This window comes from Paenibacillus pabuli NBRC 13638, assembly GCF_001514495.1.
GTDB classification, from domain to species: Bacteria; Bacillota; Bacilli; order Paenibacillales; family Paenibacillaceae; genus Paenibacillus; species Paenibacillus pabuli.
In genome coordinates, this window is sequence record NZ_BCNM01000033.1 from 19,499 (window position 1) to 35,101 (window position 15,603).

Annotated in this window: 20 protein-coding genes; all 20 read right to left on the minus strand. The window is 45.6% G+C overall.

Features of this window, described 5'->3' with window-relative positions:
* Positions 1-7: 7 nt before the first annotated feature.
* Complete coding sequence (rplE, locus tag PPA03S_RS29865; protein WP_062329467.1) at positions 8-550, minus strand: 50S ribosomal protein L5; 543 nt, start codon at positions 548-550, stop codon at positions 8-10.
* 32 nt (positions 551-582) lie between these two features.
* Positions 583-936 carry a 50S ribosomal protein L24 gene (gene rplX / locus PPA03S_RS29870; RefSeq protein ID WP_024633578.1) on the minus strand — a complete coding sequence of 118 codons (354 nt, stop codon included), beginning with the start codon at positions 934-936 and terminating at the stop codon, positions 583-585.
* 39 nt (positions 937-975) lie between these two features.
* On the minus strand, positions 976-1,344 hold the full coding sequence (gene rplN / locus PPA03S_RS29875; RefSeq protein WP_024633579.1) for a 50S ribosomal protein L14: 369 nt from the start codon (positions 1,342-1,344) through the stop codon (positions 976-978).
* A gap of 35 nt (positions 1,345-1,379) precedes the next feature.
* Positions 1,380-1,646, minus strand: a complete 267-nt coding sequence (gene rpsQ / locus PPA03S_RS29880) for a 30S ribosomal protein S17 (protein WP_017692084.1) — start codon at positions 1,644-1,646, stop codon at positions 1,380-1,382.
* Between the two features lie 48 nt (positions 1,647-1,694).
* Entirely contained in the window at positions 1,695-1,892 is a 198-nt protein-coding gene (gene rpmC / locus PPA03S_RS29885) for a 50S ribosomal protein L29 (protein ID WP_017692083.1), read from the minus strand.
* Positions 1,882-2,316: a 50S ribosomal protein L16 gene (gene rplP, locus PPA03S_RS29890; protein WP_017692082.1), complete on the minus strand. Its 435-nt coding sequence runs from the start codon at positions 2,314-2,316 to the stop codon at positions 1,882-1,884. The genes rpmC and rplP overlap by 11 nt, the downstream gene beginning before the upstream one ends.
* Before the next feature lie 2 nt (positions 2,317-2,318).
* Complete coding sequence (rpsC, locus tag PPA03S_RS29895) at positions 2,319-2,984, minus strand: 30S ribosomal protein S3 (protein ID WP_024633582.1); 666 nt, start codon at positions 2,982-2,984, stop codon at positions 2,319-2,321.
* Positions 2,985-2,999: 15 nt separating this feature from the next.
* Positions 3,000-3,332, minus strand: a complete 333-nt coding sequence (gene rplV, locus PPA03S_RS29900) for a 50S ribosomal protein L22 (RefSeq protein WP_024633583.1) — start codon at positions 3,330-3,332, stop codon at positions 3,000-3,002.
* Positions 3,333-3,367: 35 nt separating this feature from the next.
* Positions 3,368-3,646 carry a 30S ribosomal protein S19 gene (gene rpsS, locus PPA03S_RS29905; protein WP_024633584.1) on the minus strand — a complete coding sequence of 93 codons (279 nt, stop codon included), beginning with the start codon at positions 3,644-3,646 and terminating at the stop codon, positions 3,368-3,370.
* 71 nt (positions 3,647-3,717) lie between these two features.
* Positions 3,718-4,548 (minus strand): 50S ribosomal protein L2, encoded by an 831-nt coding sequence (rplB, locus tag PPA03S_RS29910; protein WP_062329469.1) that lies wholly within the window; start codon positions 4,546-4,548, stop codon positions 3,718-3,720.
* A 31-nt stretch (positions 4,549-4,579) separates the two neighbouring features.
* Complete coding sequence (gene rplW, locus PPA03S_RS29915) at positions 4,580-4,870, minus strand: 50S ribosomal protein L23 (RefSeq protein ID WP_024633586.1); 291 nt, start codon at positions 4,868-4,870, stop codon at positions 4,580-4,582.
* Entirely contained in the window at positions 4,870-5,493 is a 624-nt protein-coding gene (rplD, locus tag PPA03S_RS29920; RefSeq protein WP_062329471.1) for a 50S ribosomal protein L4, read from the minus strand. The genes rplW and rplD overlap by 1 nt, the downstream gene beginning before the upstream one ends.
* A gap of 25 nt (positions 5,494-5,518) precedes the next feature.
* Complete coding sequence (gene rplC, locus PPA03S_RS29925; protein ID WP_053779208.1) at positions 5,519-6,142, minus strand: 50S ribosomal protein L3; 624 nt, start codon at positions 6,140-6,142, stop codon at positions 5,519-5,521.
* Positions 6,143-6,188: 46 nt separating this feature from the next.
* Positions 6,189-6,497, minus strand: coding sequence for a 30S ribosomal protein S10 (rpsJ, locus tag PPA03S_RS29930; protein ID WP_017692074.1), 309 nt, complete (start codon positions 6,495-6,497; stop codon positions 6,189-6,191).
* Positions 6,498-6,933: 436 nt separating this feature from the next.
* Entirely contained in the window at positions 6,934-8,124 is a 1,191-nt protein-coding gene (tuf, locus tag PPA03S_RS29935; RefSeq protein WP_062329473.1) for an elongation factor Tu, read from the minus strand.
* Positions 8,125-8,222: 98 nt separating this feature from the next.
* On the minus strand, positions 8,223-10,301 hold the full coding sequence (gene fusA, locus PPA03S_RS29940; protein WP_062329475.1) for an elongation factor G: 2,079 nt from the start codon (positions 10,299-10,301) through the stop codon (positions 8,223-8,225).
* 47 nt (positions 10,302-10,348) lie between these two features.
* Entirely contained in the window at positions 10,349-10,819 is a 471-nt protein-coding gene (gene rpsG / locus PPA03S_RS29945; RefSeq protein ID WP_007432586.1) for a 30S ribosomal protein S7, read from the minus strand.
* 89 nt (positions 10,820-10,908) lie between these two features.
* On the minus strand, positions 10,909-11,331 hold the full coding sequence (gene rpsL, locus PPA03S_RS29950; protein WP_056697677.1) for a 30S ribosomal protein S12: 423 nt from the start codon (positions 11,329-11,331) through the stop codon (positions 10,909-10,911).
* A 153-nt stretch (positions 11,332-11,484) separates the two neighbouring features.
* A complete protein-coding gene (locus tag PPA03S_RS29955) occupies positions 11,485-11,733 on the minus strand; it encodes a ribosomal L7Ae/L30e/S12e/Gadd45 family protein (protein WP_062329477.1) in 249 nt (82 codons plus the stop codon).
* Between the two features lie 204 nt (positions 11,734-11,937).
* Positions 11,938-15,552 carry a DNA-directed RNA polymerase subunit beta' gene (gene rpoC / locus PPA03S_RS29960; protein ID WP_062329479.1) on the minus strand — a complete coding sequence of 1,205 codons (3,615 nt, stop codon included), beginning with the start codon at positions 15,550-15,552 and terminating at the stop codon, positions 11,938-11,940.
* Positions 15,553-15,603 lie beyond the last annotated feature (51 nt).

Here is a 15,603-nt window from a genome sequence, read left to right on the forward strand (position 1 = left end):
ACCAACATTATTTAACGAAAGGCATTCCCAGTTGCGTGAGCAATTCACGGGACTCTTCGTCTGTTTTCGCCGTTGTAACAATGACAATATCCATACCGCGGACTTTGTCTACTTTATCATACTCGATCTCTGGGAAGATCAGTTGTTCTTTCAGACCCAGTGTGTAGTTACCACGTCCGTCGAAAGCTTTGCTCGATACACCGCGGAAGTCGCGGACACGAGGAAGCGTAACGTTGAACAGTTTATCGAGGAAGAAGTACATGCGCTCGCCGCGCAATGTTACTTTCACACCGATTGGCATGTTCTCACGCAGTTTGAAACCTGCGATAGATTTTTTTGCACGAGTGATGACAGGTTTTTGACCTGCGATCAATTGCAAATCGTTTACTGCGGAATCCAACACTTTGGAGTTTTGAACAGCGTCGCCCACACCCATGTTGATAACGATTTTCTCGATTTTCGGCACTTGCATTACCGTTGTATAGTTAAACTTCTGCATCAAAGCAGGAGCGATTTCGTTCAGGTAACGTTCTTTCATTCTTGCTGCCATGAATCATATACCTCCTTTCTCATTCGGTTCAATTAGTCGATAATTTCTCCGGAACGTTTAGCAACGCGCACTTTCTTTCCGTTATCCAACACTTTGTAACCTACACGGGTTACTTTTCCGCTCTTTGGATCGATGTGCATTACGTTGGAAACGTGAATCGGAGCTTCCTTCTCGATAATGCCGCCTTGCGGATTTTGCTGGTTAGGCTTCTGGTGTTTTTTAATCATGTTAACACCTTCCACAAGGACGCGGTTCTCACGAGGATAAGCAGCGATGACACGGCCTTTTTTACCTTTGTCTTTACCGCTGATCACCATAACTGTATCTTCTTTTTTAACATGAAGTTTATTGTTATGGGATTCCAGAACTTTTTTCACTCTTGGCATTTCGTACACCTCCTGTTTCTAACATCACGAGATTAAGCTTTAGATAACTTCTGGGGCCAAGGAAACGATTTTCATGAAGTCTTTCTCGCGAAGTTCACGAGCAACAGGTCCGAAAATACGTGTTCCACGTGGGCTTCTGTCGTCTTTTACAACAACCGCTGCATTTTCATCAAAACCGATGTAGGAACCGTCTTTACGACGTACAGAACGTTTCGTACGAACGACAACCGCTCTAACTACATCACCTTTTTTGACAACGCCGCCTGGTGTTGCTTGTTTTACAGAACAAACGATCAGATCACCGATTTGAGCTGTACGACGTCCCGTACCGCCGAGTACGCGGATACACATCAGTTCCTTCGCACCGGAGTTGTCAGCCACAGTCAAACGTGTAAATGGTTGAATCATTTAGTATTCCTCCTTTCAGCAATGCTGCTGATGCATTAGATGATAACCGCTTTTTCTACGATTTCAGTAAGTCTCCAGCGTTTATCTTTCGAAAGCGGACGAGTTTCCATGATTTTCACCGTGTCACCGATTTTCGCAGTGTTTTCTTCGTCATGCGCTTTGAATTTTTTAGTAACCTTAATGCGTTTATGGTACAAGTTGTGTTTTTTGTAAGTTTCTACAGCAACAACAATCGTTTTGTCCATTTTATCGCTGACCACTTTACCGGTTTGCACTTTACGTGCGTTACGTTCTTCGCTCATTGTTGGCCTCCTTCCTGATTACGGACGGATTATACATCCGATCCCTAATTAACCGATTCCCAATTCTCTTTCACGGATAATGGTTTTAGCACGAGCTATTTCTTTCCGCACATCACGGATTCGAGTCGGGTTATCCAGCTGACCGGTAGCGAGTTGAAAGCGGAGGTTAAAGAGTTCTTCTTTAAATCCGGCAATCTTTTGCTCGATTTCAGCAGAGGTTAGGTTGCGAAATTCACTAGCTTTCATTTGCTTCACCACCCAATTCTTCACGTTTCACAAACTTCGTTTTGATTGGCAGTTTGTGAGCGGCAAGACGCATCGCTTCGCGTGCGATCTCCTCCGGTACACCAGCAAGTTCAAACATGATCTTACCTGGTTTCACAACTGCAACCCATTTTTCTACGTTACCTTTACCGCTACCCATCCGAACCTCGAGAGGCTTTTGAGTGATTGGTTTGTCTGGGAAGATCTTGATCCAAACTTTACCACCACGTTTGATGTAACGAGTCATCGCAATACGAGCCGCTTCGATTTGACGGTTCGTAATCCAAGCCGGTTCCGTAGCTTGCAGACCGTATTCGCCAAAGTTCAGCGTAGTTCCGCCTTTAGCTTGGCCCTTCATATGCCCACGTTGTTGCTTACGGTGTTTTACACGTTTTGGTACCAACATGATTAGTTGCCTCCTTCCTTAGCAGCTTGTTTCTTAGCCGTAGGAAGAACCTCTCCACGATAGATCCATACTTTTACGCCGATACGGCCGTAAGTAGTATGAGCCTCTGCTGTACCGTAGTCGATGTCGGCACGAAGCGTGTGCAGTGGAACAGTTCCTTCGCTGTAGCCTTCCGAACGAGCAATCTCAGCACCGCCAAGACGTCCGCCCACTTGCGTTTTAATACCTTTTGCACCAGAGCGCATTGTTCTTTGAATAGCTTGTTTCAGAGCACGACGGAAAGAAACACGACGTTCCAATTGTTGTGCAATGCTTTCAGCTACCAGGATTGCGTCCAGGTCTTGGTTCTTAATTTCAGAGATGTTGATGTGTACTTTTTTACCGCCTGCGATTTTCGTAATTTGATTACGCAGATTTTCAACTTCCGAACCACCTTTACCGATAACCATACCTGGTTTCGCAGTGTGAATCGTTACGTTTACGCGGTTTGCCGCTCTCTCGATTTCAACACGAGACATAGCGGAGTCTTTCAATTTATTTTTCAGGAATTCACGAATTTTCACGTCTTCCATCAAAAGATCGCCGAAGTCTTTACCTGCATACCACTTAGATTCCCAGTCACGGATAATTCCGACACGGAGTCCGACTGGATTTACCTTTTGGCCCACACATTTCCCCTCCTTCTACTTTTCAGATACCACCAAAGTGATGTGGCTAGTACGTTTGTTAATACGACTTGCACGTCCCATTGCACGAGGGCGGAAACGTTTCATTGTCGGTCCTTGGTTCACGTAAGCTTGAGAAATGACCAAGTTATTAACATCCAAAGAATAGTTATGTTCCGCATTTGCAATCGCGGAGTTAAGCAACTTCTCAACAATCGGAGAAGCGGATTTCGGAGTGTGACGGAGAATGGCAACCGCCTCACCAACTTGCTTGCCGCGAATCAAGTCAACAACGAGTTGAACTTTACGAGGAGCAATCCGGATAAACTTAGCATGTGCTTTTGCTTCCATTGTGTAACCTCCTCTCAAACATTAAAGATGTTCATTTATCTTCTTGTTTTCTTGTCATCATCAGTATGGCCTTTGTACGTACGGGTTGGAGCGAACTCACCCAGTTTGTGTCCGACCATGTCCTCAGTTACGTATACTGGTACGTGTTTACGACCGTCATATACGCCAAATGTGTGTCCGATGAATTGCGGGAAAATTGTAGAACGACGGGACCAGGTTTTAATAACAAGCTTTTTACCGGATGCTTCCATCTCTTCTACCTTTTTCAGCATGTAGCCATCAATGAATGGCCCTTTTTTCAAACTGCGACCCATGTGGAGATCCTCCCTTCAAACGTAGCTATTATGCATCCGCAGATGCCTCACGAAGTTATGCACAGTGTGTATTACTTCGTGCGGCGGCGAATGATGTATTTATCAGAAGCTTTATTTTTCTTACGCGTTTTGTAACCAAGAGTAGGTTTACCCCATGGTGACATTGGCGATTTACGTCCGATTGGAGCACGACCTTCACCACCACCGTGTGGGTGATCGTTAGGGTTCATTACTACACCACGAACTTCAGGACGTTGTCCCAACCAACGGCTACGACCGGCTTTACCGATTTTGATGAGCTCGTGGTCTTGGTTACCAACAGATCCGATTGTTGCGCGGCAAACTTTCAGAATACGACGAACTTCTCCGGAAGAGAGACGAACAGATACGTATTTTTCTTCTTTACCAAGCAATTGAGCTTCTGTACCAGCAGCACGAACCAATTGTCCGCCTTTACCTGGTTTCAACTCGATGTTGTGGATAACGGTACCTACTGGAATGTTTTCAAGCGGCAGTGCGTTACCGATTTTAATGTCTGATTCAGGACCGGAGAAGATTTGATCTCCAACTTTCAGACCTTTAGGAGCGATGATGTAACGTTTCTCACCATCAGCGTAGTGAATCAAAGCGATGTTGGATGTACGGTTCGGGTCATACTCAATCGTAGCAACGCGGCCCGGTATTCCATCTTTAGTACGTTTGAAGTCGATGATACGGTATTTACGTTTGTGTCCACCACCGTGGTGACGAACTGTAATTTTACCTTGGTTGTTGCGGCCTGCTTGTTTGCTCAACGGGGCCAACAACGATTTCTCCGGCTTATCTGTGGTGATTTCCTCAAATGTAGAAACGGACATGTTCCGTCTTGCCGGGGATGTTGGTTTATACTTTTTGATTGGCACTAGGTTTCCCTCCTTACTTCAAAAATTTCAATTATACAGTTTCAAAGAACTCAAGCGTTTTGCTGTCTTGTGTCAGCGTTACAAACGCTTTTTTCCATTCGCTTGTATATCCGGAATAACGTCCGTACCGTTTAGGCTTAGCTGGAACACGCAGAGTGTTCACGTTTTTCACTTTTACGTTGAAAATAGCTTCTACGGCTTTTTTGATCTCGGTTTTGTTTGCACGGATGTCGACTTCAAATACATATTTCAAGTCATTCATCATGTCAGCAGTACGTTCCGTAATAATCGGACGTTTTACAATATCACGAGGATCCTTCATTACGCGAGCACCTCCTCTACCTTCTGAACTGCTTCTTTCGTAATGATCAATTTGTCGTGCGAAAGCACGTCAAGAACATTAATGCCGTCAGCAGCTACGAATTTCACGCCAGGAATATTCCGTGCGGAAAGAGCCACATTATCATCATAGCTAGGAGCTACAATCAAAGCTTTGCGTCCAACTTTCAAGTTGTTCAAGATGGCTGCAAATTCTTTTGTTTTAGGTGTGCTCAGCGTGAGAGCATCCAGAACGATAATGTCATTGTCGATCACTTTGGATGAAAGAGCTGATTTGATCGCCAAACGGCGAACTTTCTTAGGCAGTTTGTACGCATAGCTCCGTGGTGTCGGACCAAATACGATACCGCCGCCTTTCCATTGTGGAGAACGAATCGAACCTTGACGAGCGCGACCTGTACCTTTTTGTTTCCAAGGTTTACGTCCACCGCCACGTACTTCAGAACGTCCTTTTACTTTGTGGGTACCTTGACGAAGGGAAGCGCGTTGCATAAGAACTGCATCGTACAGAACGTGTTGGTTCGGCTCAATTCCGAAAACCGCATCGTTCAATTCAACTTCGCCTACTTGGCTACCATCTACATTGTAAACTGATACTTTTGGCATTTTGTGTTCCTCCTTTCTTCAGTGGTTATTTTTTCACCGTTTCTTTAACTTTAATGAGACTGTTTTTCGGTCCAGGAATGGAACCTTTCACGAGCAACACGTTACGTTCAGCGTCTACTTTAACTACTTCAAGACGTTGGATTGTAACAGTATCATGTCCCATGTGTCCTGGCAGGCGTTTGCCTTTAGGAACGCGGTTAGCTTGGATAGAACCCATTGAACCCGGGCCACGGTGATAACGCGAACCGTGTGACATAGGTCCAGTGCTTTGTCCCCAACGTTTGATAACGCCGGCAAAACCTTTACCTTTAGAAACACCCGTTACGTCAACGAATTCGCCTTCAGCGAAAATGTCAGCTTTCAGTTCTTGGCCAACTTCATATTCTGCGATGTTGATACCGCGAACTTCACGAACGTAGCGCTTAGGGGCAGTATTCGCTTTTTTAGCGTGACCTGCTTCTGGCTTGTTAGCATTTTTCTCTTTCTTATCGGAGTAACCGATTTGAATTGCTTCATAGCCATCATTCTCAATGTCTTTCTTTTGCAAAACAACACAAGGGCCTGCTTCGATAACCGTTACTGGTACAACGTTACCCTCAGGTGTAAATACTTGAGTCATTCCGAGTTTTTTTCCTAAGATTGCTTTCATGTTGACACCTCTTTTCCTTTATACATGGTCTCTGTTGTAGCTTGTATTACAATTTAATTTCGATATCTACACCGGACGGCAGATCCAAGCGCATCAAGGCATCCACAGTTTGTGGAGTAGGGTTAACGATGTCGATCAAACGCTTATGAGTACGTTGTTCGAATTGTTCCCGAGAATCCTTGTACTTGTGCACCGCACGAAGAATAGTAATGATTTGTTTTTCAGTAGGAAGCGGAATCGGACCGGATACACCTGCACCCGAACGTTTTGCTGTTTCAACAATTTTTTCCGCGGATTGATCAAGAATTCTGTGGTCGTAAGCTTTCAAACGAATACGAATTTTTTGCTTTGCCATTTTATTCCCTCCTTCTATCGCCCAATTTTTTATCGGACATACTCCGTGAAAATTTTCTAGCCACTGTCCCATGGCAAAGGGGCCGGGTGTGCCAGTAACCTCTCACATCATCGCAACGTCACAGAACAACATTCATTATTATATAGAAAAGATGGGCGTATTGCAAGCATATTTAAGAAAAACATTTAAACTAATCTTTTCTCATGAAATGACTTCGTTTAGGTGCAGTGTTTATCTCCAATATCCATGCTGCCTTACCAATCCTTCTACATTCGTAAATGATGTTCATTTCGTATGACGCAGGTTCCGAAACTATTACATAATAAAAGAGTTCCTTATCCGATGTCGGATAAGGAACTCTTCCGAAGCTTCGTTACAATACAATGTTACTCGTTCCAGTACACTGTTTCATATGCTTACTCAGCGTTATGCCGAATTATTTTTGGATGCTAGCTACGGAACCGGCACCAACTGTACGTCCGCCTTCACGAATGGAGAACTTAGTTCCTTCTTCAATCGCGATTGGGGAGATCAGGGAAACAGTAACAGTGATGTTATCACCAGGCATTACCATTTCTGTACCTTCAGGCAAGTTGATGATGCCTGTTACGTCAGTTGTACGGAAGTAGAACTGTGGACGGTAACCAGTGAAGAATGGTTTGTGACGTCCACCCTCTTCTTTAGTCAGAACGTAAATTTGAGCAGTGAATTCTGTGTGAGGCTTAACAGAACCCGGTTTAGCCAAAACTTGGCCACGCTCGATGTTGTTACGGTCTACACCACGAAGAAGGGCACCGATGTTGTCACCAGCTTGAGCGGAATCCAGCAATTTGCGGAACATCTCAACGCCTGTAACTACGGATTTTTTAGTTTCTTCAGTGATACCAACGATTTCGATCTCTTCGCCGACTTTAACAGTACCACGCTCTACACGGCCTGTAGCAACAGTACCACGACCAGTGATGGAGAATACGTCCTCGACAGGCATCAAGAAAGGCTTGTCAGTTTGACGCTCAGGCAGTGGAATGTAAGTATCGATTTCTTTGAACATTTCAACGATTTTTTGAGCCCACTCACCATCAGGGTTTTGCAGAGCTTCACGAGCGGATCCACGAGTGATTGGAGTATCGTCACCTGGGAACTCATATTCGTTAAGAAGGTCGCGAACTTCCATCTCAACCAATTCCAACAACTCTTCGTCTTCGACCATATCACATTTGTTCAAGAATACAACAATGTAAGGTACGCCTACTTGACGGGAGAGCAAGATGTGCTCACGAGTTTGTGGCATTGGGCCGTCTGCTGCGGATACTACCAAGATAGCTCCGTCCATTTGAGCCGCGCCAGTGATCATGTTTTTAACATAGTCGGCGTGACCTGGGCAGTCTACGTGAGCGTAGTGACGAGTGTCAGTTTCGTACTCAACGTGTGCTGTGGAGATTGTGATACCGCGCTCGCGCTCTTCTGGAGCTTTGTCGATTTGGTCGAATGCTACAGCTGCACCACCATAAGTTTTGGACAATACAGTAGTGATTGCAGCAGTCAGAGTTGTTTTACCATGGTCGACGTGACCGATAGTACCAATGTTAACGTGTGGTTTATTACGTTCGTATTTAGCCTTTGCCATTTGAACGTGGCCTCCTTAAAATTATATATTTTATGTTTACACCAGGCGAAGTGCAAAGAATACGAGATTCTTAAGCACTTGCATCCAGTGTGAGAAAACTACTCGGTGCCTTTTGTTTTTGCAACAATCTCTTCAGCGATGCTCTTAGGAACTTCTTCATAATGAGAGAGCTCCATGGAGAATACGCCGCGTCCTTGAGTACCGGAACGAAGAGTTGTGGAGTATCCGAACATTTCGGAAAGAGGTACCTTAGCACGAATGATTTGAGCTCCACTACGGGAATCCATACCTTCGATGCGGCCACGACGGGAGTTAAGCATACCCATTACGTCACCCATGTACTCTTCCGGAACAGTTACTTCCACTTTCATGATTGGCTCAAGCAGGACAGGCTTACATTTGTCTTTTGCTGCTTTCAGCGCCATCGAGCCGGCAATTTTAAATGCCATCTCGTTGGAATCGACATCATGATAAGATCCGTCTACAATTGTAGCCTTAACGTCAACAAGCGGGAAGCCTGCGATAACGCCGTTTTTCATTTGCTCTTCAATCCCTGCAAGAGCTGGTTGAATGTATTCTCTTGGAACAGATCCACCGACAACCTTACTTTCGAACTGGCTGCCTGTACCTGGCTCTAGAGGTTCGAACTCAACCCATACGTGACCATATTGACCACGACCACCGGATTGACGAACGAATTTACCTTCAACACGCGCTGGTGCACGGAATGTTTCACGGTAAGCTACTTGTGGTTTACCCACAGTAGTTTCAACCTTGAACTCACGACGCATACGGTCAATGATGATATCAAGGTGAAGCTCACCCATACCTGCCAAGATTGTTTGACCTGTTTCTTCGTCAGTATGAGCACGAAGAGTAGGATCCTCTTCAGTCAACTTACCGAGAGCAACACCCATTTTATCTTGGTCAGCTTTGGTTTTAGGTTCAACGGCGATTTCGATAACCGGATCAGGGAAGTTCATTGACTCCAGGATAACCGGGTTTTTCTCATCACACAGTGTATCACCTGTACCGGTATCTTTCAAACCTACGGCAGCTGCAATGTCACCGGAGTAAACTTCAGTGATCTCTTGACGGCTGTTCGCATGCATTTGAAGAATACGACCGATACGCTCACGTTTGTTTTTAGTTGCGTTCAATACGTAAGAACCGGATTGAAGAACACCGGAATATACGCGGAAGAATGTCAACTTACCAACGTAAGGGTCAGTCATGATTTTGAATGCCAATGCAGAGAATGGCTCTTCATCAGATGACTTACGAATTGCTTCAGTACCATCTTCAAGGTGACCCGTGATTGATGGAACGTCTGTTGGAGCTGGCAAGTAATCGATAACAGCATCCAACATCAGTTGAACACCTTTGTTACGATACGAGGAGCCACAGATAACCGGGAAGATCTTAACTTCTACAACACCTTTACGGAGAGCGGCTTTGATCTCATCAACTGTGATCTCTTCGCCTTCCAGGTATTTCATAGTCAATTCTTCGTCAAGTTCTGCAACCCGCTCAACCAATTCGTTGCGGAGTTCTTCAACTTGATCTGCAAATTCCGCAGGAATTTCGGTTTCTTCGATATCTTGTCCCAGGTCATCTTTATACATATGAGCCTTTTGTCCAACAATATCAATGATACCTTTGAAATCATTTTCAGCACCGATCGGAAGTTGAATCGCAACTGCGTTCGCTTGAAGGCGCTCGCGCATGTCAGAAACAACGTTCAGGAAGTCAGCACCGATGATATCCATTTTGTTTACGTAAGCGATACGAGGTACGCCGTACTTGTCAGCCTGTCTCCATACGGTTTCGGACTGAGGCTCAACGCCTTCTTTCGCACTGAATACACCAACTGCTCCGTCCAATACACGAAGGGAACGTTCAACTTCAACAGTGAAGTCAACGTGTCCCGGGGTATCAATGATATTAACGCGGTGGCCCTTCCAAGCAGCGGTAGTCGCAGCGGAAGTAATCGTAATTCCGCGCTCCTGTTCCTGTTCCATCCAGTCCATTGTAGCAGCACCTTCGTGTACTTCACCGATTTTGTGCGTACGGCCTGTGTAGAACAAGATCCGCTCAGTTGTAGTGGTTTTACCCGCGTCAATATGAGCCATGATCCCGATATTACGTGTATTTTTCAAGGAGAACTCTCTTGCCATGAATTGGGTCTCCCTTCAAAATTGAAGTTATTATTGTGAACTGAATCCTACCAACGGTAGTGAGCAAACGCTTTGTTCGCTTCAGCCATTTTGTGCGTATCTTCACGTTTTTTAACGGAAGCGCCTGTGTTGTTGGAAGCGTCGATGATCTCAGCCGCCAAACGCTCTTCCATCGTTTTCTCACCGCGGTTGCGGGAGTAGTTCACGAGCCAACGTAATCCCAGGGAAGTACGTCTCTCTGGTTTTACCTCGATTGGTACTTGGTAGTTGGCACCGCCGACACGGCGAGCTTTAACTTCCAGGACTGGCATGATATTCTTGATTGCTGCTTCAAATACTTCCATCGGGTCATTACCCGTACGTTCTTGAATCAACTTGAACGCATTATACAGAATACTTTGAGCAACACCGCGTTTTCCGTCGAGCATGATGCGGTTGATCAAACGAGTAACCAACTTGCTGTTGTATACCGGATCTGGCAACACGTCTCTTTTCGTAACTGGACCTTTGCGTGGCATGGATATCCCCCTTTCTTTCTTCTTAAGCTGATCCTGCACCTTCTATGGCATTAACCCAGAAGGTAATCAGGATAGCTACTTATAATGGTTTAGGCTTTTTTAGCTTTTGGACGTTTAGCACCGTATTTTGAACGAGCTTGCATACGGTTGTTAACACCTGCAGTATCAAGAGCTCCACGAACGATGTGATAACGAACCCCTGCAAGGTCTTTAACTTTACCTCCGCGGATCAACACAACACTGTGCTCTTGAAGGTTATGTCCGATACCCGGGATATAAGCAGTTACCTCGAGACGGTTCGTCAAACGAACACGGGCATACTTACGAAGTGCAGAGTTTGGTTTACGTGGAGTCATTGTACCTACACGAGTGCAGACACCACGTTTTTGTGGGGCACTGATGTTAGTCGATTCACGTTTCAAAGCGTTGAACCCTTTTTGCAAAGCTGGCGATTTGGACTTATCAACTTTTGCTTGACGTCCTTTACGTACCAGTTGGTTAATAGTTGGCATGTGATTGCCACCCCCTTCCTCAATTGTTCATGTTTCTTTATAAACCTCTTTTCGCTAAGTCCACAGACCCAGGCGGTTCATAAAAAGACAAATGAAAAGTTTTTGCCTTGGAGAATCCCTAAAAGTTCTCGGACAAAAACGTTCCTTACCCTATCATTTGACGACAGCAGCCATTGCTGCTCCCACTCCAATCCCGCAAGCTTTGCCGAGATTTTTCATTGTATCCACTTTCGTGTACTTCACATTGTGCTGTTCACATAAGGCAATGATTTTGGAAGTGAGCTGCGGATCACTATCTTCAGCCACATAGACCTCAGCAGCCATTCCTGACTGGACCATCCGCATGGTCTGTTTGCTACCAATTTTGACATGAGCATCTTGCAGACCTTTTTCATTAGACATATTCATTCCTCCGAATAGGACCATATACAACAGCTGCCCACGCACCTTTGATATATTAGCATCTAGCGCAAGCAATGTCAATGCTATTTACAAAACATTTATTTGCAATTTTGCCGTTTCAGGAAACGTCCGTCTGTATGAAACAGTCGTCCGTCCCCCGGCGTACAAAAATCTATTTTACTCTCTTAGAAGAGAGCAAATCAACTAATCAACAGAAACTGGCTCAAGTTCTTCTACTGAAGATTGGCCATCTTCTGGCTCGGCAAATTTGATGCTGCGGTAACGGTGCATACCTGTACCTGCAGGAATCAGTTTACCGATAATTACATTTTCTTTCAGACCGAGCAACTGATCGACTTTACCTTTGATCGCTGCATCTGTCAATACACGAGTAGTCTCTTGGAACGAAGCCGCTGAGAGGAAAGAGTCGGTTTCCAGGGACGCTTTTGTAATACCGAGCAGGATTGGTTTCGCAACCGCTGGCTCTTTATCACTCAGAATCGCTATTTTGTTAGCTCTTTCGTACTCATGCGTATCCACGAATGATCCTGGCAATAGAGTTGTATCGCCCGCATCAACGATACGGATTTTACGCAGCATTTGACGGATCATAACTTCAACGTGTTTATCGTTGATTTCTACGCCTTGGTTACGGTATACGCGTTGTACTTCCTGCAAAATGTAGTTCTGTACGCCACGTACGCCTTTAATGCGCAGCATTTCTTTTGGATCGATAGAACCGTCAGTCAACTCGTCGCCTGCCTCAATTTCCATGCCTTCGCTTACGCGTACACGGGAACCGTAGGTAACAGAGTACACTTTGGATTCTGCCTCACCTTGAATTTCGATTTCACGACGATCTTTTGCTTCGCGAATCTCTTTAACAACACCATCAATCTCACTGATCGTTGCTTGACCCTTAGGATTACGAGCCTCAAACAACTCTTGGATACGCGGCAAACCTTGCGTAATATCGTCTCCGGCTACACCACCGGTGTGGAACGTACGCATTGTAAGCTGTGTTCCCGGCTCACCAATGGATTGTGCTGCGATAATACCAACGGCTTCACCAATCTCCACGTGTTTACCTGTTGCCAGGTTGCGACCATAACACTTCTTGCAGACACCGTGACTTGCACGGCAGCTGAGTACGGAGCGGATTTGCAATTTGGTTACACCCGCTTTGATGATTGCCTCAGCTTTGTCAGAGTCAATCAGTTCATTGCGGTGTGCAATAATTTCTTTCGTTTCCGGATGACGAACAGTCTCGAAGCAGTATCTGCCTTCAATACGGTCGTAGAGATCCTCAATAACCTCTTTACCATCCTGAATACGACTTACCGTGAAGCCTTTATCTGTTCCACAATCATCTTCACGCACGATTACGTCTTGTGCCACGTCTACGAGACGACGAGTCAGGTAACCTGAGTCCGCTGTACGCAGGGCCGTATCGGCCAAACCTTTACGGGCACCGTGGGTCGAGATGAAGTATTCGAGTACCGTCAGACCTTCACGGAAGTTCGATTTGATTGGGAGTTCGATGATCCGACCAGATGGGTTGGCCATCAGACCACGCATACCGCCCAATTGGGTAATTTGCGATTTGTTACCCCGTGCTTTGGAGTCAACCATCATCATGATGGAATTGTAACGATCCATCGATTTCATCAGAATTTCGGTGATATCATCTTTCGATTTCGACCAGATATCGATGATACGGTCATAACGTTCCTCGTTAGTAATCAGACCACGACGGTACTGGTTCGTAACGATTTGTGCTTTATCTTCGGACTGTCTGAGAATTTCAAATTTCTCAGGTGGTACGATAACATCCGATACCGCAACCGTAATACCGGCACGAGTGGAGTATGTGAATCCGAGTTGTTTGATTTTATCCAAAATAACGGCAGTTTCCGTTGTATGATAAATTTCAAAACAACGTGCGATGATAGAACCGAGGTATTCTTTACCCACACCGCCAGCCAAAGGAGCATTCATGATCGCTTCTCTAAGGTCAGCACCCTTCTCATACACAAATGAATGCTCTGCAGTACCTTGGTACAGGTTTGCACGAGTTGCATCATTGATGTAAGGGAAGCTTGCCGGGAAGATTTCATTAAAGATGATTTTGCCGATGGTAGTCAGCAGCATCGCATCTTGTTGCTCTTCGGTGAAGATGGTTTTACCAAGCGCTCTAACCGGGATGGCTACACGTGCATGTAATCCAGCAGTACCACGTTGATACGCAGATACCGCCTCGTTAACAGTACGCAGAATCATACCTGTTCCCTTTTCTTCCTTGTTGTCCATAGTCAGGTAGTAAGAACCAAGCACCATATCCTGGGAAGGGGTAACAACCGGCTTACCGTCTTTCGGGTTCAAAATGTTGCCTGATGCAAGCATCAGGATACGTGCTTCCGCTTGAGCTTCAGCGGACAGAGGAACGTGCACGGCCATTTGGTCACCGTCAAAGTCGGCATTGTAAGCTGTACATACGAGTGGGTGAAGACGAATCGCTTTACCTTCAACCAGAATCGGTTCAAATGCTTGAATACCGAGACGGTGAAGCGTAGGGGCACGGTTCAGCAGAACCGGATGCTCCTTGATTACTTCTTCAAGAACATCCCATACTTCAGGACTTACACGTTCGACTTTACGTTTAGCGCTCTTGATGTTGTGGGCAAGCCCTTTATTTACAAGCTCTTTCATAACAAAAGGCTTGAACAATTCAAGTGCCATATCTTTTGGCAGACCACACTGATACATTTTCAGGTAAGGTCCGACAACGATAACGGAACGACCGGAATAGTCAACCCGTTTACCGAGCAAGTTTTGACGGAAACGTCCTTGTTTACCTTTCAGCATGTGGCTGAGAGATTTCAATGGACGGTTACCCGGACCTGTAACAGGGCGTCCGCGACGACCGTTGTCGATCAATGCGTCAACAGCTTCCTGCAGCATCCGTTTCTCATTTTGCACGATAATGTCTGGTGCGCCGAGGTCAAGCAGACGTTTCAGACGGTTGTTCCGGTTGATTACACGGCGATACAGATCATTCAGGTCAGACGTTGCAAAACGTCCTCCATCCAGCTGTACCATTGGACGAAGCTCCGGCGGGATAACAGGAAGTACATCCATGATCATCCACTCAGGTTTGTTACCTGAGTTGCGGAATGCTTCGATAACTTCCAGACGTTTGATCGCACGGTTACGACGTTGCCCTTGTGCAGTCCGGAGTTCTTCTTTCAGGAACTCGAGCTCTTTGTCTATATCAAGGTCTTGAAGCAATTTTTTAACTGCTTCGGCACCCATGCCGGCCTGGAAACCATATCCGTATTTTTCACGATAGCTGCGGTATTCTTTCTCGGACAACAGCTGTTTTTTCTCCAGTGGAGTTTCTCCTGGATCAGTTACAACATATGATGCAAAATAAATAATCTCCTCGAGTGATCTTGGAGACATATCCAGAGCGAGACCCATGCGGCTCGGAATACCTTTGAAGTACCAGATGTGCGATACCGGAGCAGCGAGCTCAATATGACCCATCCGTTCGCGGCGTACTTTCGCACGTGTGACTTCAACGCCACAACGATCACAGACAACGCCTTTATAACGGACGCGTTTGTATTTACCGCAATGACATTCCCAGTCTTTTGTAGGGCCAAAAATCTTTTCGCAGAACAGCCCTTCTTTTTCCGGTTTCAACGTACGATAGTTGATCGTTTCCGGTTTTTTCACTTCTCCGCGGGACCAAGAACGAATTTTTTCTGGGGAAGCAAGCCCGATCTTCATGTATTCGAAATTGTTGACGTCCAACAAGGAGCAACCCTCCTTAACCAAGTCCTGTATTCTAGGTTACGCCCCCTCCGG